This is a genomic window from Pseudomonas sp. GW822-FHT02G04 (assembly GCF_058802085.1).
Genome location: NZ_JBXANU010000008.1, coordinates 93,380 through 116,852 on the forward strand (window position 1 = coordinate 93,380; position 23,473 = coordinate 116,852).

Annotated in this window: 21 protein-coding genes; 12 read left to right on the top strand and 9 right to left on the bottom strand. The window is 60.6% G+C overall.

Features of this window, described 5'->3' with window-relative positions; all coding sequences use genetic code 11:
* Nucleotides 1-13 precede the first annotated feature (13 nt).
* Nucleotides 14-988: a serine/threonine protein kinase gene (locus AC1RO5_RS13205; RefSeq protein WP_493175366.1), complete on the top strand. Its 975-nt coding sequence runs from the start codon at nt 14-16 to the stop codon at nt 986-988.
* 152 nt (nt 989-1,140) lie between these two features.
* Nucleotides 1,141-2,028: an EamA family transporter RarD gene (rarD, locus tag AC1RO5_RS13210; RefSeq protein WP_490135056.1), complete on the top strand. Its 888-nt coding sequence runs from the start codon at nt 1,141-1,143 to the stop codon at nt 2,026-2,028.
* A 215-nt stretch (nt 2,029-2,243) separates the two neighbouring features.
* Here rarD and AC1RO5_RS13215 read toward each other — a convergent pair whose 3' ends face one another.
* Both AC1RO5_RS13215 and AC1RO5_RS13220 read right to left on the bottom strand, forming a co-directional pair.
* The gene (locus AC1RO5_RS13215) at nt 2,244-2,762 is read right to left on the bottom strand and encodes a glycine cleavage system transcriptional repressor (RefSeq protein WP_007936467.1); all 519 of its coding nucleotides are present in this window, start codon (nt 2,760-2,762) and stop codon (nt 2,244-2,246) included.
* Nucleotides 2,763-3,114: 352 nt separating this feature from the next.
* On the bottom strand, nt 3,115-3,387 hold the full coding sequence (locus AC1RO5_RS13220; protein WP_493175367.1) for a hypothetical protein: 273 nt from the start codon (nt 3,385-3,387) through the stop codon (nt 3,115-3,117).
* Between AC1RO5_RS13220 and AC1RO5_RS13225 the strand changes: the two genes are divergently transcribed.
* Complete coding sequence (locus AC1RO5_RS13225) at nt 3,370-5,547, top strand: malate synthase G (RefSeq protein ID WP_493175370.1); 2,178 nt, start codon at nt 3,370-3,372, stop codon at nt 5,545-5,547. The genes AC1RO5_RS13220 and AC1RO5_RS13225 overlap by 18 nt on opposite strands.
* Nucleotides 5,548-5,774: 227 nt before the next feature.
* Here AC1RO5_RS13225 and AC1RO5_RS13230 read toward each other — a convergent pair whose 3' ends face one another.
* Entirely contained in the window at nt 5,775-6,221 is a 447-nt protein-coding gene (locus tag AC1RO5_RS13230) for a response regulator (RefSeq protein WP_493175373.1), read from the bottom strand.
* Nucleotides 6,222-6,473: 252 nt separating this feature from the next.
* Here AC1RO5_RS13230 and AC1RO5_RS13235 point away from each other — a divergent pair, with 252 nt between their 5' ends.
* From AC1RO5_RS13235 to AC1RO5_RS13270, 8 genes are all read left to right on the top strand, one after another.
* Nucleotides 6,474-8,414, top strand: a complete 1,941-nt coding sequence (locus tag AC1RO5_RS13235; RefSeq protein WP_493175376.1) for a putative nucleotidyltransferase substrate binding domain-containing protein — start codon at nt 6,474-6,476, stop codon at nt 8,412-8,414.
* A complete protein-coding gene (locus AC1RO5_RS13240) occupies nt 8,411-9,118 on the top strand; it encodes a 3'-5' exonuclease (protein WP_493175379.1) in 708 nt (235 codons plus the stop codon). The genes AC1RO5_RS13235 and AC1RO5_RS13240 overlap by 4 nt, the downstream gene beginning before the upstream one ends.
* A gap of 276 nt (nt 9,119-9,394) precedes the next feature.
* Nucleotides 9,395-9,913 (top strand): RNA polymerase sigma factor, encoded by a 519-nt coding sequence (locus AC1RO5_RS13245; protein ID WP_493175381.1) that lies wholly within the window; start codon nt 9,395-9,397, stop codon nt 9,911-9,913.
* Nucleotides 9,910-10,881: a FecR domain-containing protein gene (locus tag AC1RO5_RS13250; protein ID WP_493175383.1), complete on the top strand. Its 972-nt coding sequence runs from the start codon at nt 9,910-9,912 to the stop codon at nt 10,879-10,881. The genes AC1RO5_RS13245 and AC1RO5_RS13250 overlap by 4 nt, the downstream gene beginning before the upstream one ends.
* Nucleotides 10,882-11,114: 233 nt before the next feature.
* Entirely contained in the window at nt 11,115-13,544 is a 2,430-nt protein-coding gene (locus tag AC1RO5_RS13255; protein WP_493175385.1) for a TonB-dependent siderophore receptor, read from the top strand.
* 72 nt (nt 13,545-13,616) lie between these two features.
* Nucleotides 13,617-14,747 (top strand): PepSY-associated TM helix domain-containing protein, encoded by a 1,131-nt coding sequence (locus AC1RO5_RS13260; protein ID WP_493175387.1) that lies wholly within the window; start codon nt 13,617-13,619, stop codon nt 14,745-14,747.
* Nucleotides 14,744-14,923, top strand: a complete 180-nt coding sequence (locus tag AC1RO5_RS13265) for a hypothetical protein (RefSeq protein WP_493175388.1) — start codon at nt 14,744-14,746, stop codon at nt 14,921-14,923. Before AC1RO5_RS13260 ends, AC1RO5_RS13265 begins: the two co-directional genes overlap by 4 nt.
* 211 nt (nt 14,924-15,134) lie before the next feature.
* Nucleotides 15,135-15,764, top strand: a complete 630-nt coding sequence (locus AC1RO5_RS13270) for a glutathione S-transferase (RefSeq protein ID WP_493175390.1) — start codon at nt 15,135-15,137, stop codon at nt 15,762-15,764.
* Nucleotides 15,765-15,945: 181 nt separating this feature from the next.
* Here AC1RO5_RS13270 and creD read toward each other — a convergent pair whose 3' ends face one another.
* The 4 genes from creD to rloA2 all read right to left on the bottom strand — a co-directional run bounded on the left by creD (nt 15,946) and on the right by rloA2 (nt 20,118).
* Nucleotides 15,946-17,316, bottom strand: coding sequence for a cell envelope integrity protein CreD (creD, locus tag AC1RO5_RS13275; RefSeq protein ID WP_493175394.1), 1,371 nt, complete (start codon nt 17,314-17,316; stop codon nt 15,946-15,948).
* 119 nt (nt 17,317-17,435) lie between these two features.
* On the bottom strand, nt 17,436-18,863 hold the full coding sequence (gene creC, locus AC1RO5_RS13280) for a two-component system sensor histidine kinase CreC (protein ID WP_493175396.1): 1,428 nt from the start codon (nt 18,861-18,863) through the stop codon (nt 17,436-17,438).
* The gene (gene creB / locus AC1RO5_RS13285) at nt 18,863-19,552 is read right to left on the bottom strand and encodes a two-component system response regulator CreB (protein ID WP_493175397.1); all 690 of its coding nucleotides are present in this window, start codon (nt 19,550-19,552) and stop codon (nt 18,863-18,865) included. The genes creC and creB overlap by 1 nt, the downstream gene beginning before the upstream one ends.
* A 59-nt stretch (nt 19,553-19,611) precedes the next feature.
* A complete protein-coding gene (gene rloA2 / locus AC1RO5_RS13290) occupies nt 19,612-20,118 on the bottom strand; it encodes a retropepsin-like aspartic peptidase RloA2 (RefSeq protein ID WP_018928803.1) in 507 nt (168 codons plus the stop codon).
* Between the two features lie 270 nt (nt 20,119-20,388).
* Between rloA2 and yihG the strand changes: the two genes are divergently transcribed.
* A complete protein-coding gene (gene yihG, locus AC1RO5_RS13295) occupies nt 20,389-21,273 on the top strand; it encodes a 1-acylglycerol-3-phosphate O-acyltransferase, YihG family (protein ID WP_493175398.1) in 885 nt (294 codons plus the stop codon).
* Between the two features lies 1 nt (nt 21,274).
* Here yihG and AC1RO5_RS13300 read toward each other — a convergent pair whose 3' ends face one another.
* Together AC1RO5_RS13300 and fdhA are read right to left on the bottom strand one after the other, a co-directional pair.
* Nucleotides 21,275-21,889: a DUF2780 domain-containing protein gene (locus AC1RO5_RS13300; RefSeq protein WP_493175399.1), complete on the bottom strand. Its 615-nt coding sequence runs from the start codon at nt 21,887-21,889 to the stop codon at nt 21,275-21,277.
* 252 nt (nt 21,890-22,141) lie between these two features.
* Nucleotides 22,142-23,341 carry a formaldehyde dehydrogenase, glutathione-independent gene (gene fdhA / locus AC1RO5_RS13305; RefSeq protein ID WP_008008145.1) on the bottom strand — a complete coding sequence of 400 codons (1,200 nt, stop codon included), beginning with the start codon at nt 23,339-23,341 and terminating at the stop codon, nt 22,142-22,144.
* Nucleotides 23,342-23,473: the final 132 nt, after the last annotated feature.

The following is a 23,473-nucleotide window of genomic DNA, read 5'->3' on the forward strand; positions in this document are numbered from 1 at the left end:
CGCAGGAGTCAGCATGGCCCACCCGTTTGAAACCCTCACCCCAGACCTCGTGCTCGATGCCGTCGAAAGCATCGGCTTTCTCAGCGACGCGCGCATTCTGGCGCTCAACAGCTACGAGAACCGTGTCTATCAGGTTGGCATCGAAGACTCCGAGCCGCTGATCGCCAAGTTTTACCGTCCGCAGCGCTGGACCAACGAAGCGATTCTCGAAGAACACCGTTTCACCTTCGAGCTCGCCGAGTGCGATATACCGGTGGTCGCACCGATGATCCACAACGATGAAAGCCTGCACGAACACAACGGTTTCCGTTTCACCCTGTTCCCTCGCCGTGGCGGCCGCGCTCCGGAGCCGGGCAACCTTGATCAACTGTATCGCCTGGGCCAACTGCTGGGTCGCCTGCATGCGGTCGGTGCTACAAAACCGTTCGAGCATCGTGAAGCGCTAGGGGTGAAGAATTTTGGTCATGACTCGCTGACCACCTTGCTCGAAGGCAATTTCATCCCGCGCAGCCTGCTGCCCGCCTACGAATCCGTGGCCCGCGACCTGCTCAAGCGCGTGGAAGAGGTCTACCAGGCCACGCCACACCAGAACATCCGCATGCATGGCGATTGCCACCCCGGCAACATGATGTGCCGCGACGAGATGTTCCACATCGTCGACCTCGACGACTGCCGCATGGGCCCGGCGGTTCAGGATATCTGGATGATGCTGGCGGGTGACCGTCAGGAATGTCTGGGGCAGTTGTCGGAATTAATGGATGGCTACAGCGAATTCCACGACTTCGATCCGCGGGAACTGGCGCTGATCGAACCGCTGCGCGCCTTGCGGTTGATGCATTACAGCGCCTGGCTCGCCCGCCGCTGGGACGACCCGGCCTTCCCCCGCAGCTTTCCGTGGTTCGGCACCGAGCGCTATTGGGGCGATCAAGTGTTGGCGTTGCGTGAGCAATTGGCTGCGCTGAATGAAGAGCCGTTGAAGCTTTTTTAATTTCAGGATTTCGAGATCAAAAGATCAAAGATCGCAGCCTTCGGCAGCTCCTACGCGCCTTGGGGCGCCGCGATCTTTTGCATTCGGGCACGACACATCTATACAACCTCCTTACAATCCCTTCTTTGTTAGCTGCCTAAGCAAGGATTCTCATGCAAGCCGCCAACCCGCGTCGCGGGTACATTCTGGGCCTGAGTGCCTACATCATCTGGGGATTGTTCCCGCTCTACTTCAAAGCCATCGCCAGCGTGCCCGCCGTGGAGATCATCATCCACCGAGTGCTTTGGTCCGCGTTGTTCGGCGCCTTGCTGCTGCTCGTCTGGAAGCACCCCGGCTGGTGGCGCGAGCTGCGTGAGAATCCACGGCGGCTGGCGATCCTGGCCCTGAGCGGCACGCTGATCGCGGCCAACTGGCTGACTTACGTCTGGTCGGTGAACAATGGACGCATGCTTGAAGCCAGCCTCGGTTACTACATCAATCCGTTGGTAAACGTGTTGTTGGGGATGCTGATCCTCGGCGAACGGCTAAGGCGTATGCAGTGGATTGCGGTGGGGCTGGCGGCGGTCGGTGTCGCGCAGCAAGTGTGGCAAGTCGGCAGTCTGCCGTGGGTGTCGCTGGTGCTGGCATTGACCTTCGGCTTCTACGGCCTGATCCGCAAACAGGCGCCGGTCAAGGCGCTGCCGGGGCTGGTGGTGGAAACCTGGATGCTGGTGCCGATTGCTGTCGCCTGGCTGCTGTTCAACCCGACGGCGACCAGCGCGCAAGCCGCATTCTGGACCAGCTCCGAAGCCTGGTGGCTGGTAGCCGCCGGTCCGGTGACGTTGGTGCCACTGGTGTGTTTCAACGCCGCGGCACGGCACTTGCCCTACACCACCCTCGGATTTCTCCAGTACCTGGCGCCGACGCTGGTGTTGCTGCAAGCCGTTCTGCTGTTTGGCGAGCACTTGTCATCCAGCACGCTGGTGGCGTTCATCTTTATCTGGGCAGGTCTGGCGGTTTACAGCATCGACGCGTGGATAAGTCTGCGCCGCCGCAGCTGATCAGAAAATGTACAAACCTATACAGGCCACGTCTCTCGCGGCCTGCAGCCATCCTTCCCAAGGTTATCCACAGCGTGATCCCCGGCGTTTGTGCGCAAGTCACTGAAACTGCTGGTTTTTTGATCAGATCCTGAAGAGCCCCGGCCGACGTGGGCTGGCGGGGTGTCTCTACAGGTTATCCACAGGCAGGTGCACGTATAACTTGGATAACCTGTTCAAGGTTCGCTGCGCAGCACCAATTCGACCATCAGATCGTCCGCCAGGGTTTCCAGGCGCGATTGCAGCACCTCCAAAGACAACGTCAGGGGCACCGCGAGAATTGCTTCGGCATGGAACAACGGCTCGCTGCTCATCGGCGCCGGACGCACTTCGGTCACCAGCCGCTCCAGGCTCACCCCTTGCTCACTCAGCAGACGCGTAATGTCTCGCACAATGCCCGGACGATCATTGCCCACCAGTTCCATGGCAATCGGCTTCCAGGTACAGGATTGTTCGATGCTGCTTTCGGCGATCATCACGCGGATGCCCTGGGTCGACAGTCCCTGCAGGGCGTCTACCAGTTCATCGTAGGCTTCGGCGGGCACGCCCACCCGAAGAATCCCGGCGAACTGCCCGGCCATGCGCGACATGCGGCTCTCCAGCCAGTTGCCGCCGTGCTCGGCGATGCATTGGGCAATGCGCTCGACCTGCCCGGGCTTGTCCGGGGCGAATACCGTGAGTACGAGATGGTCCATGGCGCAGCCCTCTAGTCATGACTTTTGTTATGGAAAGGCAAGTATAGGCAAGGCGCTGGATTCGGTGCGGTGCTGCTTTGGCTCTTGTGGCGAGGGAGCTTGCTCCCGTTCGGCTGCGAAGCAGTCGCAAGAAACAGCGAATGCGGTCCGCCTGAATAAATGCAGGGGGCCGCTTCGCGCCCCAGCGGGAGCAAGCTTCCTCGCCACAAAAGCAATGCCCTATAGCAGGGCATCGAAGATTATGTGTACAAGTTTTTATATTTAGCTGGAACAATCCAATAGTTTTTTGAGAACATCTCGTTCCCCGACATGACTGCAATGCGTCATGGGGTCGCAGAACGACGTAATTAGTCTAATTTTCACAACCGCAATTCATCATGTAGTATGCCGCAGCGCGCACTACATAACGTTGGATCGATGTCTGCCACAGGCGCCGTCGCAACCCTGAAAGCCCCGTCAGCAAGGCCGCAATGCCGTTGATCGGATCGAACCCAGCCGCCAGCAATGGCATGTACTGGCAGAAGGGTTTGTGGTTTAAATGGCCAGAGGCTTCATTGTTAAATTGAAGAGCTGAAAAGCGAAATAGCTGAGCAGAGTGAGGCAAGCAATGACTGAACACGTTCAAGTCGGTGGCCTGCAGGTCGCCAAAGTCCTGTTCGACTTCGTGAACAACGAAGCCATTCCCGGTACCGGCCTCACCGCCGACACGTTCTGGGGCGGTGCCGACAAGGTCATCCATGACCTGGCGCCGAAGAACAAAGCCCTACTCGCCAAACGCGATGATTTCCAGGCTCGTATCGATGGCTGGCACCAATCCCGTGCCGGTCAAGCACACGACGCCGTGGCTTATAAAGCCTTCCTGCAAGACATCGGTTATCTGCTGCCAGAAGCGGCCGATTTCCAGGCAACGACACAAAACGTCGATGACGAAATCGCCCGCATGGCCGGCCCACAGTTGGTGGTGCCGGTAATGAACGCGCGCTTCGCGCTCAACGCCTCGAACGCCCGCTGGGGTTCGCTGTATGACGCGCTCTACGGCACCGACGCCATCAGCGAAGCGGATGGCGCGGAAAAGGGCAAAGGCTACAACAAGGTGCGTGGCGACAAGGTCATTGCCTTCGCCCGCGCCTTCCTCGACGAAGCCGCGCCACTGGCTGCCGGCTCCCACGTCGACTCCACCGGCTACAAAATCGTTGACGGCAAACTGGTCGTTGCCCTCAAGGGCGGCAGCAACACTGGCCTGCGCAACGATGCTCAACTGATCGGTTTCCACGGCGATGCGGCGGCTCCGACCGCGATCCTGCTGAAAAACAACGGCCTGCACTTTGAAATCCAGATCGACGCCAGCACCCCGGTCGGCCAGACCGACGCAGCCGGTGTCAAAGACATCCTGATGGAAGCCGCGCTGACCACCATCATGGACTGCGAAGACTCGGTCGCCGCAGTCGATGCCGATGACAAAGTGGTGATCTACCGCAACTGGCTCGGCCTGATGAAGGGCGACCTGTCGGAAGAAGTCTCCAAGGGCGGTCAGACCTTTACCCGCACCATGAACGCCGACCGCACCTACACCGCTCTCGATGGCAGCGAACTGAGCCTGCACGGTCGCTCGCTGTTGTTCGTGCGTAACGTCGGTCACCTGATGACCATCGACGCGATCCTCGACAAAGACGGTAACGAAGTGCCGGAAGGCATTCTCGACGGTCTGGTGACTTGCCTCGCGGCGCTCCACAGCCTCAACGGCAACAGCTCACGCAAGAACAGCCGCACCGGCTCGGTCTACATCGTGAAGCCGAAGATGCACGGCCCTGAAGAAGCCGCGTTAACCAACGAGCTGTTCGGTCGCATCGAAGACGTCCTCGGCCTGCCGCGCAACACCCTCAAAGTCGGGATCATGGACGAGGAGCGCCGTACCACGGTCAACCTCAAGGCCTGCATCAAGGCTGCCAGCGAGCGCGTAGTGTTCATCAACACCGGTTTCCTCGACCGCACGGGCGATGAAATCCACACCTCCATGGAAGCCGGCCCGATGGTGCGCAAGGCCGACATGAAGGCCGAGAAGTGGATCGGCGCCTACGAGAACTGGAACGTCGACATTGGCTTGAGCACCGGCCTGCAAGGTCGCGCCCAGATCGGTAAAGGCATGTGGGCCATGCCCGACCTGATGGCGGCGATGCTGGAACAGAAAATCGCGCACCCGATGGCCGGCGCCAACACCGCCTGGGTTCCATCGCCGACCGCTGCGGCGCTGCACGCGTTGCACTACCACAAGGTTGACGTGTTCGCCCGTCAGGCCGAACTGGCCAAACGTGCGCGTGCTTCGGTGGACGACATCCTGACTATCCCGCTGGCTGTGAATCCGAGCTGGACTGCGGAACAGATCAAGAACGAACTGGACAACAACGCCCAGGGCATTCTCGGTTACGTGGTGCGCTGGATCGACCAGGGCGTAGGTTGCTCGAAAGTTCCGGACATCAACGACGTCGGCCTGATGGAAGACCGTGCGACGCTGCGTATTTCGAGCCAGCACATCGCCAACTGGCTGCGCCACGGCATCGTTACCGAAGCGCAAGTGATGGAAAGCCTCAAGCGCATGGCGCCGGTGGTTGACCGTCAGAACGCCAACGACCCGCTGTACCGCCCGCTGGCACCGGACTTCGACAGCAACATCGCCTTCCAGGCGGCGGTCGAGCTGGTGGTCGAAGGCACCAAACAGCCAAACGGCTACACCGAGCCGGTTCTGCACCGTCGTCGTCGCGAGTTCAAGGCTGCCAATGGCCTTTGAGTAAACGCTGACGCTGGACGTGAAAAAGCCCTGATCGAGAGATCAGGGCTTTTTTTACACCGCGAATCCTGTGGCGAGGGAGCTTGCTCCCGCTCGACTGCGCAGCAGTCGTAAACGCTATGTATGCGGTGTATCAGGTACATCGAGAGCGCTGGTTTTGGGGCTGCTTCGCAACCCAGCGGGAGCAAGCTCCCTCGCCACAAAAGCTGCCAACCTGGAAGTCCGCGCTACACATCCATCCCCAACTCATGCTTGACCAACTCAAGCAATTTTTCGCTATCGATGGGCTTGAGCAGAAAGTCCACGACGTGCAAGTGCATGGCTTCGATCGCATCCTTCACATCGGCATCACCGGAAACAATGATGATCGGCAACGCCGCACGCGCCGACTCCCGCACCTGACGGATCAGTTCCAGGCCATCGACATGCCCCATCCGCAGATCGGTAATCACCAGACCGATCGACGGCTTCTCCGCCAGCATTTTGAGCGCTGTTTCGCCGCTGGCCGCCGTCATGCAGTGAATGCCATCCAGGCCCAGAATTTCCGACAGCAGCTCCCTGGCATCCTTATCGTCATCGACGACCAGCACCCGCTGCGGCGGCAAGTCTGGTTCCAGCATGACGGCGCTGAGCGCTTCGCGCTCGGCATCACTCAAAATATCGTGGTCGGACATGGTGTTCTCAACGTTTTCGGTTCGATCCCTGACACAGAGGTCAGACATCGCTCAGCAGAGCTTCAATGTGCACTTCGTCGAAAGTTATTCCAATAGACAATGTAGGAGGTTTTTCCCACAGTTGTGTCAGACATTTCCCATATTCAGGCCACTGCACTGCCTACCTAGACTTACGTCCAATGGGCACCCTCCCCGCAGGGGTCGACCATGGCCGGAACAATCCGACACAACAATTCGAAAAAGACTGCGGTAATGGTTATGAGTAAAGCGGACGCCTTCACCCAGGCAGGGAAAACCGCGGTGTTGCAGAACATCCAGGGCACTTTGCAATTCCTGCAGCGCTTCCCACCCTTCAATCAGATGGAAAACGCCCACCTGGCGTATCTGGTCGAACAATGTCAGCTGCGTTTTTATGCCCCCGGCGAGAGCATCATCAAACCCGCCGATGGCCCGATCGAGCATTTCTACATCGTCAAACAGGGCCGGGTCGTGGGGGAACGCCCGCATACGGCCAAGGGTGGCACCGAAACCACCTTCGAAATCACCACCGGCGAGTGTTTTCCCCTTGCCGCCTTGCTGGGCGAACGTGCGACGCGCACCGAACATCTGGCGGCCGAAGATACCTTTTGCCTACAGCTGAATAAGCTCGCGTTCATCAAACTGTTCGCACTGTCCAACCCGTTCCGCGACTTTGCCCTACGCGGTGTCAGCAGTTTGCTGGACCAGGTCAACCAGCAAGTCCAGCAAAAAGCTGTGGAGACCCTCGGCACCCAGTACTCGCTCAATACCCGGTTGGGCGAATTGGCCATGCGTCACCCGGTAACCTGCAGCCCGATCACGCCCCTGCGTGAAGCAGTGACGCTGATGCACGATCAGCAAGTCGGCAGCATTGTGGTGGTCGATGAGCAAAAGGCGCCGCTGGGCATTTTCACCTTGCGCGACCTGCGGCATGTGGTGGCCAACGGCACCAGCGATTTCAATGAATCCATCGAGCGGCACATGACCCGGGCGCCGTTTTTCCTGTCGCCGGACCACAGCGCCTTCGACGCAGCGATCGCCATGACCGAGCGACACATCGCCCACGTCTGCCTGGTCAAGGATCAGCGCCTGTGCGGCGTGGTTTCGGAGCGCGATCTGTTTTCCCTGCAAAGGGTCGATCTGGTGCACCTGGCGCGGACCATTCGCAGTGCCCAGCGGGTGGAAAACCTGGTGGCGATCCGCGGCGAAATCGGCCAATTGGTCGAGCGGATGCTGGCCCACGGCGCGTCCTCGACGCAGATCACCCATATCATCACCCTGCTCAACGACCACACCGTGTGCCGGGTGATCGAACTGGCCCTGGCGGAGAAAGGAGACCCCGGCGTACCGTTCAGTTGGCTGTGTTTTGGCAGCGAAGGCCGCCGCGAGCAGACGCTGCATACCGATCAGGACAACGGCATTCTGTTCGAAGCTCGCGATGCGGCCCATGCCGCCGAGATACGCGGCAAGTTGCTGCCCATCGCCCAGCAGATCAATCAGAGCCTGGCGCTGTGCGGCTTTACCTTGTGCAAGGGCAACATCATGGCCGGCAACCCCGAACTGTGTTTGTCCCGGGTCGAATGGGCACGACGCTTTGCGGCGTTTATCCGTGAGGCGACACCGGAAAACCTGCTGGGGTCGAGTATCTATTTCGATCTGCGCGTGGTCTGGGGCGATGAGCGGGGCTGCGAGCAACTGCGCCGGGGCATTCTCGATCAGGTCGGCGACAACCGGTTGTTCCAGCGCATGATGGCCGAGAACGCCCTGCGCAACCGTCCGCCCGTAGGGCGTTTCCGCGAATTCGTCCTGGCCCGCAAGAATGGCGAGAAAGCCACCCTCGACCTGAAACTCCAGGGCCTGACGCCATTCGTCGACGGCGCGCGAGTGCTGGCCCTGGCCCACGGCATAGACGCCAACAACACCCTGGAGCGCTTTCGCCAATTGGTGGAAAAAGAGGTCATCGATCAGCTGGACGGCGCGGCCTATGAAGAGGCGTACCACTTCATCCAGCAAACCCGCATGCAGCAACATCAGCTACAGACCCGGGAGAACTTGCCCTACTCCAACCGGGTCGATCCCGACAGCCTCAATCATCTGGACCGACGCATCCTGCGTGAATCTCTGCGCCAGGCCCAACGCCTGCAAAGCAGCCTGACCCTGCGGTATCAGTTATGAGTCTGTTTTCATGGCTGCGCCCGGCCAGTCCCGTTTTGCCCGGCGAACTGCAACACCGTCTGGAGCGCTTGCCGACCGTGGCCGAGCTGAGCGACTGCAGCCTGCGCGAGCAACGCTGGGTAGTGCTCGACCTGGAAACCACCGGGCTGAATCTGAACAAGGATCGGCTGCTGTCCATCGGAGCCGTGGTGATCGAGGATGGGGCGATCGACTTCAGCCAGCAGTTCGAGCGCACGCTGCAATGCACCGAACTCAAACTCGGCCCCAGCGTGTTGATTCATGGGCTGGGGCCGAGCGCCATTGCCGCCGGCAGCGACCCGGCGCAAGCCTTGCTCGAGTTCATGGAGTTCGTTGGCGACAGTCCGGTGCTGGCCTTTCATGCGCCGTTCGACCAGCACATGCTCGGGCGGGCGCTGAAAGAACATCTGGGTTACAAGCTGCAGCATCCGTTTCTGGATGTGGCAGACATCGCCCCGCTGCTTTGCCCCCAGGCACACTTTCGCGAGGCCGGGCTGGACGAGTGGATCGACTGGTTCAAGCTGGAGGTCTTCGAACGGCATAACGCCAGTGCCGATGCCTTGGCGACGGCGGAGCTAATGCTGATTTTGTTCAGCCGGGCGCGACAGCAGCAGATCCATAGCCCGTTGAACCTGCAACAGCGGTTGAGTCAGTGGAGACGGCGACGGCAAGCGCCTTCTTTCTAGGTTTCACACATCTCTGTGGCGAGGGAGCTTGCTCCCGCTGGGGTGCGCAGCGCCCCTAAAACCAATCACCACATATTCCTCAGACACACTGCATTCGCTGATTTTGCGACTGCTTCGCAGCCGAGCGGGAGCAAGCTCCCTCGCCACAGGTTTGTGCTCGACGCCAAACCGCACCAGCCCAGATCACCCGACCAGCGCCAATTGCTTACCTCCCCCGCCTCTGCCACAATCGCGAACAATTCTCGTTACTTAACACTCCCCCATCGGTGATGTTGCGTGTCGTCAGTCCAAAGCCCCCAGAGTGAGCTCGTTGGTGCGTTGTATCGCGACCATCGCGGTTGGCTATTGGCCTGGCTGCGGCGCAACGTGGCCTGCCCACAACGGGCCGAAGACCTGAGCCAGGACACCTTCGTGCGCTTGCTGGGTCGCAACGAACTGAAAGAACCTCGCGAACCCCGGGCGTTTCTGGTGGCGATCGCCAAGGGCCTGCTGTTCGACTACTTCCGCCGCGCCGCGCTGGAACAGGCCTACCTCACCGAGTTGATGCTGATCCCCGAAAGCGAACAACCGTCGGTGGAAGAGCAGCAACTGATCCTCGAAGACCTCAAAGCCATCGACCGCTTGCTGGGCAAACTCTCGAGCAAGGCCCGGGCGGCGTTTCTGTATAACCGGCTCGACGGCCTCGGCCATGCAGACATTGCCAAGCGTCTGGGTGTGTCAGTGCCGCGTGTTCGTCAGTACCTGGCCCAAGGCATTCGCCAGTGCTACATCGCCTTGTACGGTGAGCCGGTATGAGCCCGGTCAGTTCCAAGCCGGTGTCGGCGCAGGTGCTGGATGCCGCGATTGCTTGGCAACTGTCGCTGGACTCCGGCAATGCAGTGGAGCGCGAAGAATTCGCCAAATGGCATGCGGCCCACGAAGAACATGCTCGGGCCTGGCGTCAGTTGGGCATGCTCGACCAGCGTTTCAGCGTCGCCAACGGCCCGGCCCGCACCGCCTTGCTGCAATCGCGTGAAGTCATTCGGCGGCGGGTGCGCAAGTTGGGCAGCGGCCTGGCCGGCATCGTCGCGGTGATCGGCCTGGCGCTGTTCGCCGGTGAGCGTTATCTGCCCATCGACTATTGGTTGGCCGACCAGCGCACCGCCACCGGCGAGCAGCGCACCCTGCGCCTGACCGACGGCACGCTGATCAACCTCAACACCCACAGCGCGGTGGATGTGCGCTTCGACGATAAGCAGCGGCGGATCGTCCTTCAAGAAGGGGAAATCCTTGTCGAAACCGGCCATGGCGATGCCCGGCCATTCATCGTCGAAACCCGCGAAGGCAGCCTGCGCGCACTGGGCACGCGGTTCCTGGTCAAGCGTGAAGACCAAGGCACGCGCCTGAGTGTGTTGCAATCCGCGGTGGCAGCCCATCCCGAATCGAGCTCCGAGGAACAGATCCTGCGCGAAGGTCAGCAAGTGCTGATGCGCAGCAATGGCCTGGACCCCATCATCGCGCTCAACCTCGGCGCCGATGCCTGGACCCGCGGCATGCTGGTGGTGGACAACACGCGACTGGAGGATCTGGTCCAGGAACTCGGCCGCTATCGTCGCGGACATCTTGGCGTCACACCAGAAGTCGCCGACCTGCGCATCACCGGCAGCTTTCCGCTACACAACACCGACCTGGCACTGAGCGCCCTGCTGCCGACCCTGCCGGTGCAGATCGAACGGCACACGCCTTGGTGGGTGACGGTCGCTAAGGCCGAGACCAAGCCCTGAATCAAGCCCGCTAAATGATCGTTCCCACGCTCCTGCGTGGGAATGCAGCCCGTGACGCTCTGCGTCACATTCAAGAGCAGACGCAGAGCGTCCTTAGAGGCATTCCCACGCAGAGCATGGGAACGATTGGCTCAGATGACTGAATCGAAATTATTTTCATCCTGCCCTATCACTTTTTGATTCTCGTCCGGCACCTAGGCAATTGAGAAATATTTCCATTCAGGAGCCGCTGTATGTCCCGTTCGCTAGACACCGTGTTGCGCCCCCATTTGCTGGCGCTCGCCATTGCCCTTTGTGCCCCCCTGGCCAGCAGTCAGCTGATAGCGGCCGAACAGGCGTCCAGCGTTCGCGCCTACAACCTGCCGGCTGCGCCATTGGCCTGCACCCTGAACCAGATCGCCAGCCAGGCCGGCCTGGCACTGTCGCTGAATCCGTCGCTGGCAGCGGGCAAGACTTCGGCGCCGGTGAAGGGCCAGTTCGACGCCACTGGCGCCCTGCGTGAAGCCTTGCGCGGCACCGGCCTGCAGTTGGAACAAAGTAGCGCCGGCACCTACAGCCTGGTGGCCGTGCCCGAAGGCGTGATGGCCTTGCCGGAAACCGCCGTCATAGGTGTGGAAAATGCTGAAACGGCCTGGAGCCCGGTCGAAGGTTACGTTGCCACGCGCACCGCCGCTGGCACCAAGACCGATACCGCGCTGGTCGAAGCGCCGCGTTCGATTTCCGTTGCCACCCGCCAGCAAATGGAAGATCGCGGCGTGCAAAACCTCGATGACGCCGTGCGCTATATGCCTGGCATCGTCGCCAGCAGCTTCGGCAGTGATACTCGAGACGACTGGCTGCGGGTACGCGGTTTCGAGCCGACCCAGTTTCTGGATGGCCTGCCCCTGCCGAGAGGCGTTTACGCCAACCCGAAACAGGAAACCTGGAACCTTGATCGCCTGGCCCTGCTGCGCGGCCCGGCCTCTTCGGTTTACGGCCAGACCCCGCCGGGCGGCCTGCTGGACATGGTCAGCCGCCGTCCCAGCGCCGAGTCGAGCCATGAAATCCAGCTGCAATACGGCAGCGACAACCATCGTCAAATCAGCTTCGCCAGCACCGGCAAGATCGATGACGAAGGCCGCTTTCTCTATGGCCTGAGCGGTGTATTGCGCGACAGCGGCACACGGGTCGATCACATCGACAACAAACGCTACAACATTGCACCGAGCCTGACCTGGAACATCGACCCTGACACCAGGTTCACGCTGCTGACGCAATTTACCCGCGACGACACAGGCATCACCAGCCAGTTCCTGCCGGTGCAAGGCACGAAGATCCGTTCGCCGCTCGGCGATATATCCCATCACAAAAACCTTGGAGACCCGGACTGGGAATACTACGACCGCACCTACTACGCACTGGGCTATGCCTTTGAACACCGTTTGAATGATGTCTGGCAGTTCAAGCAGAACCTGCGTTACACCAAGACGGACCTGTCCTTCCAGGCCCTCACGCCGGGCGCCTACCCGTTCACCCAGGTCGATGCCCAGGGCAACGTGGGTCGTTCGAGCACCAGTGTCGACGAGGACATCAGCCAGTTCGCCGTGGACAACAACTTCCAGGGTGACTTTGCAACCGGCGACATTCGCCACACTCTGTTGATCGGTCTTGATCACCAGCGTACCAACAGCAACTACACCTCGATTTTCGGCGACGGCCTGACCACCAACGTCAACAACCCGATCTATGGCCAGCCAATCGTTCGCCCGGCACGCTCGACGGCGTTCTATGACTACGACCAGAAGACCTACCAGACCGGCTTGTACGTCCAGGACCAAATGGCCCTCGACCAATGGCGTCTGACCCTCGGTGGTCGCGAGGATTGGGTCCACACGGGCACCAGATTCTTCAATAAGGGTGATGCCACCAACACCGAACGGGACAAGAAATTCAGCGGCAACGCGGCGATCAGTTATGTGTTCGACTCAGGCTTCGTGCCCTACCTGTCCTACGCCGAGTCGTTCCAGCCGACCAGTAAAGCCATCGCATCGCCGACCGAGTCGTTCAAGCCGACTGAAGGCAAACAGTGGGAACTGGGCATCAAGTACCAACCGCCGGGCAGCAATACCCTGCTGACGGCTGCGGTCTATGACCTGACGCAGAAAAACGTCTCCGTCACCACGACCAACTCGGACAACGTCTCGATTACCAGCCAGACCGGCGAAGTGAAGGTCAAAGGCCTGGAGCTGGAAGCCGTTTCCGACGTCACCGACAACCTGAAAGTCATCGCCGCCTACACCCTGGCCAAGTCCGAAGTGCAAAAGGGTGACTTCAAGGGCAATCGCCTGCAACTGATGCCGAACCAGCAAGCGTCGCTGTGGGCCGATTACACCTGGCACAACGGTGTGCTGGATGGTTTCGGCATCGGTGCCGGTGCACGCTACACCGGCAATACCTATGGCGACCAGGGCAACACCTGGCTGGGCAAGGCTGACGCCTACACGGTGTTCGACGCGGCGGTCCATTACGACCTGGGCCGTCTGGATAACAGCCTCAAAGGTGCGTCGCTGGCACTGAATGCCACCAACCTGTTCGACAAGGACTACATCTCCACTTGCGACAGCTTCTACTGCTACTACGGCGACCAACGCAGCGTCGTCGCCAGCGCTACGTACAAGTGGTAATCGCCTGAACTGACACGCGCCACGACCAGGCCGTCCTTCGAGGACGGCTTTGGTCTTTCTGAAGGCAATGAAATGAAGAGTAAAACCATCCGCAGCTGGTCATTCGTTCACACCTGGACCAGCCTGATCTGCACGGTCTTCCTGCTGATGCTGGCCCTCACCGGCCTGCCATTGATCTTTCATCACGAGATCGACCACCTGCTGGGCGATGCCGCCGAGTTGAAAGCAATGCCGGCCGATACCCCGCAGCTGGATTTGCAGCAGTTGGTGCAAGCCGCTGAAAAACATCGCCCCGGCGAGGTCATGCAATACTTCGGCTACGACGACGAAGACCCCAACGGCGTGATCGCAATCATGGCGGCCACCGCCGGCACCGAGCCCAACTCGTCCCACACCTTCATGCTCGATGCTCGTACCGGCGAAGCGCTGGAGATGCCGTCGGCCAACGGCGGGCTGATGATGGTCATGCTGCGCCTGCACGTGGACATGTTTGCCGGCCTGCCGGGCAAGTTGCTGCTGGCGTTCATGGGCATCCTGTTTGTGTTGGCGATCGTCTCCGGCACGGTGTTGTACCTGCCGTTCATGCGGCGTTTGAAGTTCGCCACCGTGCGCCACGACAAATCCACCCGTCTGCGCTGGCTCGACCTGCACAACCTGATCGGCGTGGTGACCCTGACCTGGGCGCTGGTGGTCGGCGTTACAGGCGTGATCAGCGCCTGCGCCGACTTGCTGATCGCCGCATGGCGCAACGACAGCCTGAGCGCGATGATCGCGCCCTATCGCGATGCGCCGGCGCTGACGCAATTGGCGCCCGCGAGCCGTTTGCTCGGCATCGCCAAAGACGTCGCGCCAGGCATGCAACCGGACTTCATCGCCTTCCCCGGCACCCGGTTTTCCAGCGAACACCATTACGCCGTGTTCATGAAAGGCAGTACCCACCTGACCTCGCACTTGCTGACGCCAGTGTTGATCGACGCCAGCACCCTGCAAGTCACGGCGGTGGCCGAGCGGCCGTGGTACATGGACGCCATGGGCATGTCGCAGCCGCTGCACTTCGGTGACTACGGCGGCATGCCGATGAAAATCCTCTGGGCGATCCTTGATGTGCTGACCATCATCGTGCTCGGCAGCGGGGTGTATCTGTGGGTGGTGCGGCGCAAGACCGCCCGATCTGTGCTCGAAAAAGCGGAGAGCGCAGCATGAGGCCGAGGCAGTCGAGCTTCTGGAAAGTCTTCGCCACACCCACGGTCATCGCCTTGCTCAGCGTCGCCGGGCTGTTTGCCGCGTTGTTGGGCGATGGCGTGTGGGATGGATTGAGCTGGCTGGGGCTGGGAATCCCTGCCGTCCTCGCCTTGCGCGGGTTGCTGCAACGTCACTGAACGGCGCAAAACCTGTGGGGGGCGGGCTTGTGTGGCGAGGGGGCTTGCCCCCGTTGGGCCGCGAAGCAGCCCCAAAGTCTCTGATGTACCAAAGATACTGTGAGCGCTACGCACTCAAACGGGGGCAAGCCCCCTCGCCACACAGGCTCACTCCCACACTTGAACACTAAAGCGCTATGCTCCCGACACTGTCCATGATCGAGATGCCGACATGTCCGCCCCCAGCATGACCTTGTTCCACAACCCCGCGTCGCCCTTTGTTCGCAAAGTCATGGTGCTGCTGCACGAGACCGGTCAAACGAACCGCGTGGCGCTGCAAGCCAGCCAGCTCACGCCGGTCAGCCCGGATCCGGCTCTCAACGAAGACAACCCGTTGGGCAAGATTCCGGCGCTGCGCCTGGCCGACGGCAATGTGTTGTACGACAGCCGGGTGATCCTCGATTACCTCGATCACCAGCACGTCGGCAATCCGCTGATTCCTCGTGAAGGCTCGGCGCGGTGGCGGCGCTTGACCCTGGCTTCTCTGGCAGACGGGATCATGGATGCCGCCGTGATGATTCGCTATGAAGTGGCCCTGCGCTCGCCGGAAAAACATTGGGACGCATGGCTCGACGGTCAGCGCGACAAGATTCGTCGCGCCCTGGCACTGCTGGAAGCCGACGCGATTGCCGAGCTGACCAGCCATTTCGATGTAGCGGCGATCAGTGTTGCCTGTGCCTTGGGTTATCTGGATTTGCGCCATCCGGATCTGGAATGGCGCACGGAAAATCCGAAGTTGGCCGAGTGGTATTTCGAGGTGAGTCAGCGGCCTTCGATGATCGCGACGATGCCCAAGGTTTGATCTTTGATCGGCCATGCCGGCCTCAGAAGATCGCAGCCTTCGGCAGCTCCTGCGCCGAACGCGTGCTCCTGTAGGAGCTGCCGCAGGCTGCGATCTTTTGATCTCTGTGCAAACAACCCGGCAATCCGCGTCGCCAACACCTCACCCACTCGCTGATCCTCGCGCAACCCCAACCACCGGCTCATTCCATGGCACCTATATCGAAGTCCAAAGGCTTCGCGGTTTTCTGCCCGATCCCGTACCAGTCCAGCTTGCGGGTCAGCACCATGAACACACCCAGCAGCCCGAACAAAAGCAGCGAGCCCATCAACAGTGCGTAATCCTCGGCGCTCAACAAGCCGTAAAGCAACCCGTACAACGCCGCCAACCCCGCCGAAAAGCTCAAGCCGTGACGCACGCTGCGCAGCACATGGCAGACATAAAAACCGATCAACGCCACACAGCCACTCGCCGACAACAGATACGCCAGGGCAAAGCCGATGTGTTCGGACAGCGACAGCAGCAACAGGTAGAAGAACGCCAGCGCTACACCCACCAAAGCGTACTGCACCGGGTGCACCGCCAGGCTTTTCAGCACTTCGAAGAGGAAGAAACCGGCGAAGGTCAGGACGATGAACAGCAACGCGTATTTGATTGCCCGGTCGCTTTTCAGGTACTGGTCCACCGGGTCGATGAAACTCACGCCGAAACTGCGACCGCTGAACGCCTCACAATGACCACCCGACACGCAACTGTTCAACGCCTCTTGCAGGTTGGTGGAGAAAAACGACGTCTGCCAATTGGCCGTAAAGCCCTGATCGGTGATTTCCCGCTGGGCCGGCAGGTAATTGCCGATGAAGCTGGGATGAGGCCAATTGGCGGCCAGTGACACCTTGCTGGTCTTGCCCACCGGCAGAATCTGCAACTGGCCGGTGCCTTGCAGACGCAAGTCGAAACCGAATGCCAGCTCCGTGGCCTGTTGGGTGTCCAGCGCCGGCAGCGTCACGTGCACACCCTCGCCCAGCCAGCCCACCTGGCTACCCGGTACAAAATCCAGCTTCTGGCCATTGAGTTCGAGTTTCAGCGCATTCTCGATGCCGCGAATGTCGCTGATGCCGACAGCGAGGAACGGTTGATCGAAGCGGTAGTCGGCGAAATCTTCCTTGATGCCCAGTTGTGCCGGGACCGAAAAATGCCCGCTGATGCGGTTGTCGGCATGGAACAGTCGCGCCTCGTAGATACCCCGGGCGCGCAGCTCGGTCTGGACCTGGCCGTCGAGTTCGAAACGCTCCGGCAAGAAATACAAACGCCCGCGCTCCTCGCCGACATCCTGATAACGCTGGTTGGTTTTTTCGTTGGTTTTCCAGGTGCGCACCGTTTTGCGATAGGGCACCACCATCAGCGGGCCGCTCAATTGCTGGCTGTAACTGGAACTGCGGGCGATGTCTTCGAGTACACCGTCACGCAGTTGCTCGCGCTCCTGGATCACGCCGTTGATCATCAGTAGCGGGATCAGCAGCAACAGAATCAGCAGGGCAATTGCCCCGAGTTTTAGGGTCAGGCTTCGGTTCATGGGACTCTCCCTGTTTGGATGGGGAAAGTCTGGATTGGGTATGTGGGAGATTTGTGGGGCGTATGTGGAGAGTGTGTGGAATTTGCGCTCGGCGCAGGAGCTGCCGAAGGCTGCGATCTTCAGCGGCCTGAAGGCAGCCGCAAACTCACTTGAACACCGCCGTCGACATTACCGATACTCATCGCACCGCCATGCAGCTTGACCACTTCCTCAACGAAGTTAAGCCCCAACCCGGTGCTCTTGCGCCCACTGTCCGGACGCGGCAGTGAGTAGAAGCGCTCGCTCAAGCGTGGCAACGCATAGTCGGGAATCGCTTCGGTCTGGTTGAACAGCCTGAACTCAATCTGCTCTGCGACTCGTTCGGCGCAAAATCGCAGCACGCCATGAGCTGGGGTGAAGTCCAAGGCATTCTCCAGCAGATTGCCCAGCGCCTGGCGCAACAGAAACGGCTCGCCAAGCAGATTCAGATCCGCTGCAATTTGCCGTTCCATACGCAATTGCCTGCCTTCGATTCGCGCAGCCTGCGCGCTCAACAGTTCTTCCACCAAGCCCGCCAATGGCACCGCCACCCGCTCCTCCAACCCTTGGCGTTGTTCAACCTGCGCCAGGTTCAGCAGTCGCTCGATCAACTGCTGCATGCGCGCACTTTCGCTGTCGATGTTACTGACGAAGCGCTGCTGCTGGGCCGGCGGCATTTCGCCTTGCAGCAGCTCCGCCGCGCCGCGAATCGCCGCCAGCGGGCTTTTCAATTCATGGGTCAGGGTGTGTACATAACGCTCGACGTAGGCTTTGCCCTCGAGTTGGGTACGCATGTGCTCCAGCGCCGTGGCCAGTTGTTCCAGTTCGCCGCCACGGTAATGCGGCACCTCGACCCGGCGGCCTTCACTGACGGCCTGGGCATAGGCCGTCAACCGCCGCAGCGCCGCGCTCAGCCACCAGGACAACAGTGCACCGAACAACAAACCGAGGCCGATCAACCCGGCGCCATATGCCAACAATCGCCGCTCGGTGCGATCGACGTAAGGCTGCAGTGAGCTGTTGGGTTTGGCCACCGTCACCACGCCGATGATCTGGCCGTTGTCGCGAATCGGTGCCCCGACGTGCATCACCGACGAGTTCGAATCATCCGGGTTACTACGCGTCGAACGCGCGCCGTACTCGCCACGCAGGGTCAGGTAGACGTCGTTCCAGCGCGAGTAGTCCTGGCCCACCGCAATCCCGCTGGAATCCAGCACCACAATGCCCTTGGCATCGGTGACGTAAATGCGGTGATTGACCTGATTCTTCGACAGGCCCCAGATTTTCGCCTTCGGTTGCCGCTCGCCATAAGCCTTGAGCAACTCGGGCCAGCGGTTCTGGCTGAGGGTGCCGGCCTTGAAGTCGTCACGCAGGATCTCGGCCATCAGGTTGGCGGTGTCCACCAGGGTTTCTTCGGTGGACTGGCGCACACCGGGGCGGATTTCTTCCATCACGGTGTTGAGCACGAAGTAACCGGTCAGGCCGATGAACAGCACGTAGACCAGAAAAATCCGGATCCCCAGTGACATCAGCTGTGCCCCGGGCTGTAGCTGTAACCGAGACCGCGATGAGTCTGGATCGGCTCGGCGTCGGCCTTCACCAGGCGCAATTTGGCGCGCACGCTCTTGATGTGGCTGTCGATGCTGCGCTCGTAACCGGCATCGGCGGCCACGCCCACCGCATCAAGCAATTGCTCGCGGCTGAAGACTCGCTCAGGTTGCTCCAGCAGGCATTGCAGCAAACGAAACTCATGGCGAGTCAGGCTCAGCGGCTGGTTGCGATAGCTGATCTGCACCCGTTCGCCGTCGATGCGAAACAGCGCTGAAGCCACCCCCGTCACCTCCGCCACCGGTCGTGGCGCCATGCGCTTGAGAATCGCCCGGACCCGCGCCGCCACTTCCCGAGGGCTGAACGGCTTGACCACGTAGTCGTCGGCGCCGATTTCCAGGCCCACCACACGGTCGATCTCAGCGTCACGGGCACTGAGGAAAATCACCGGCACTTCGCTGAAACGCCGCAACTGCTTGCAGGTCTCGAAGCCGCTGATGTCCGGCAGGCCGATATCGAGAATGATCAGGTCGGCCGGCGTGGCGCGCTGATGTTCGAGCGCCGCCGCGCCAAGGCTCAACCAGGTGGTGGTAAAGCCCTCGCCCTGCAAGGCGAAAATCAGGGTATCGGCAATCGCCGCTTCGTCTTCGACAATCAGGATATGAGGCATGGCGTCCGAGCCCGCTAGTTAAGTGGGCGAACGGTGCCCCAAGGCTGATTCGCCGTCAATCAGCAGTCGGGCTTGTCGGCTGTAAAGCGACGCGCCGGGTTCACTGCCGCGCCAAACTCGCGCAGGGCTTTGGCGCCGATCAGCAACGGGTAGTTGAAGCTGCTGCGATCGGTGAGGTTGACCTCGACGGTGCGCTTGACGTTGCCCAGGCACAGTTCCAGATCGACCACCGGACGCTTGGTCACTTCGCTCACGGCCTTGTCTTCATCTTCTTCATCGGCACGGTTCTTGATCTTGCTGATACGCGCGACCTTGTGTTCATAGACCTTGTTGCTCGCGCCTTTGGTGGCGAGGCGAAAGCGCACCCACTCGTCGCCGTCGCGGGTGAAGGTTTCGATGTCTTTGGCCGACAGCGATGCGGTCAGGGCGCCGGTGTCCATTTTGGCCTTGAGGACTTCACCGCCGATTTCCGGCAGCGCGATGTATTCGTAACGCCCGTAAAGGGTCGGCTCAGCGGCCAGAACCGGCAGGGTTACGAGGGCAAGCAGTGCAAGGAGAGATTTCACGTAAGGGGCTTCCTTGGAGAGTGGGCAGCGGGATTTTAGAACCGTTGTCTGGACGATCGTTCCCACGCTCCGCGTGGGAATGCCTCATGTGACGCTCTGCGTCACGCTTTGGGGACGCGGAGCGTCCCGGGCTGCATTCCCACGCGGAGCGTGGGAACGATCGGTACGAGGAGGTTAACGGTCAAAAGGTGAAACATTCGTCATCGGTGATTTGGCCTGTCACCCGAAGCTGCTTATCATGGCGCGCCCAAACGCCTTCAAGAGTTATCTATGCGCCGCCTGCTCACCGGCTGTTTCGTTACCTTGCTGCTATTGCTCAACACCCTGGTCCTGTTCGGGCCCTTGATGGTATTCGCACTGCTCAAACTGCTCCTGCCCGGGCGCTTTCGCGATTACGCCTCGGCGGCGGTGATGTGGATTGCCGAGACCTGGGCTGAAATCGACAAGCTGATCTTCCGTCTGTGCATTCCCACCCAATGGGACATTCGCGGCGGCGATGAGCTGCGCGGCGACACCTCGTATCTGGTGATCGGTAACCATCAGTCCTGGGTCGATATCCCGGCGCTGATCCAGGCACTTAACCGACGCACGCCGTTCTTCAAGTTCTTCCTCAAGAAAGAACTGATCTGGGTGCCGTTCCTGGGCCTGGCCTGGTGGGCGTTGGACTATCCGTTCATGAAGCGCTACAGCAAGGCGTTCCTGAAGAGGCACCCGGAGCTGGCCGGCAAGGACCTGGAGATCACCAAACAAGCCTGCGAGTTGTACAAGCGCCAGCCAGTGACGGTGGTCAATTATCTGGAAGGCACCCGCTACACCGCAGCGAAAAGCGCCCAGCAGCAGTCACCGTTCACCCACCTGCTCAAGCCAAAGGCGGGCGGCGTGGCGTTTGTGCTGGCGGCGATGGGCGAACAACTGGACGCCATTCTCGATGTGACGGTGGTGTATCCGCAGCAGAAGATCCCGGGGTTCTGGGATTTGCTCAGTGGCAACGTGCCCAAGGTGATCATCGACATCCACACCCGCGAACTGGACCCGGCACTGTGGCAAGGCGATTACGAAAACGATCCGGTGTTTCGCGAAACAATCCAGAACTGGGTCAACCAGCTCTGGATCGAGAAGGACCGGCGCATCCAGGCACTACGCGCCGAGGGCTGACTCAGCTACCGGCGCCTGTGCCCCAGATCCCGCCGAGGTTTTGCAGCAACGAACCGGCAACGCCTTGCTGACCGAGGTATTGCAGGATCACCGGGGCAAACACGCCGACCATCCCGGTGTCCATGCCCAGGGCGCTGAAGGCGCTGTTCAGGTCCTTGGTGTCCTTGACGTTACCCAGCAAACCATCGAGCAACGCATTCTTGTCTGAACCCGCACCAAGTAGCCCACCCAAGCCAGTCAGACCACTGATCGCGCTGTTACCGGCGATCTGAGCGAGGCCCGGCACGCTTTTGCTCAGTTCGGAGAAGTCCTGGCCGCTGAGCTGATTCCGCGCCAGCCCCAGCATCGCACCGGCACCGCCGATGGCCTGCTCCGGGGTAATGTCGAGCTGCGAACCCAGGGTATTGAGCAAACCGGCCGCCTTGGGCGCCGCCGCCACGATGCCATCGACATCATCGGCCTCGACACCCTCGACATCCTCGTCGTCCTGCATCGATGACACCGCCTTGACCGCATCGCTGAGGCTTAACTGTGCAAAGGCCGGGCTGGCGGCCAGCGTCGTCAACGAAGCGACAGCCATGAGCGATGCCAATGCAAAACCGCGTGAAACGTTCATCCAGACATCCTCTTGTGCCATGAAAACCGCCCGGTAACGGGGGGGCGGCAAAACTGCTGATTGGACCGGATGTACGCCAGCATGTTCCTCGTTTGCGTGGGCATTTATCCCCAGGTGGCGTCTATGAAACGTGCCCCCTGGGACGCGACCGACGAACGGTACGACCGACCCGGCTGCGCCTTGGCTCTGGTGCCACTCGCCATAAAAAAGGGCGACATCACTGTCGCCCTTTTTTCCGTCTTGCTCCAAGCCTTACGCCGCACTAAACAACTTGTGCGGATCGATCACAAACTTCTTCGGCACGCCTGCATCGAACTCGCCGTAACCACGTGGTGCATCATCCAGGCTGATGACTTCCACGCCGACGATGTCGGCAATCTTGATGCGGTCCCACATGATCGCCTGCATCAGCTGGCGGTTGTACTTCATCACTGGCGTCTGGCCGGTGTGGAAGCTGTGGGATTTGGCCCAGCCCAGGCCGAAGCGGATGCTCAGGCTGCCCATTTTCGCCGCAGCGTCCACTGCACCCGGATCTTCGGTGACGTACAGGCCAGGAATACCGATTTTGCCGGCAACGCGAACCACGCCCATCAGCGAGTTCAGTACGGTGGCCGGAGCCTCGTGCTTCACGCCGGCATGGCCGTGACCGCGAGCTTCGAAGCCTACGGCATCGACGGCGCAGTCCACTTCCGGTTCGCCCAACAGTGCAGCGATTTGTTCGTGCAGTGGGGTGTCTGTCGACAGGTCGGCGATTTCGAAACCCTGAGCCTTGGCGTGGGCAAGGCGGATCGGGTTGACGTCACCGATGATCACCACCGCAGCGCCCAGCAGGCGAGCGGAAGCGGCAGCTGCCAGGCCAACCGGGCCGGCGCCGGCGATGTACACGGTACTGCCAGGGCCAACGCCGGCAGTCACTGCGCCGTGGTAACCGGTCGGCAGGATGTCGGAGAGGCAGGTCAGGTCACGGATTTTTTCCATGGCGCGGTCGCGATCTGGAAGTTTCAGCAGGTTGAAGTCGGCATACGGCACAAACGCGTATTCGGCCTGGCCACCGGTCCAGTCACCCATGTCGACATAACCATAGGCACCGCCCGGACGCGCCGGGTTAACGCTCAGGCAGACGCCAGTATGTTGCTCTTTGCACGAACGGCAACGGCCACAGGCAACGTTGAAAGGTACCGACACCAAGTCGCCGATCTGCAGGTTCTCGACACCGCTGCCCTTCTCGATCACTTCACCCGTGATCTCGTGGCCCAGCACCAGACCGGTCTGAGCGGTGGTACGCCCGCGCACCATGTGCTGATCGGAACCACAGATGTTGGTGGAAACTACGCGCAGGATGACACCGTGCTCGATCTTCCTGCCGCGCGGGTCCTGCATTTTGGGATAGTCGATTTTCTGTACTTCGACCTTGCCTGCGCCGAGATACACCACACCACGATTACCAGACATGCTTTCACCTCGCTGTTGTTTTTATGTAGCGGTCGCGTCGCCAGGGAACGGCGGCGCGTTGATTGCTCGATAAATCAAAAGATCGCAGCCTTCGGCAGCGTCTACAGAGGCAGGCGATCTTTTCAGGCAGTA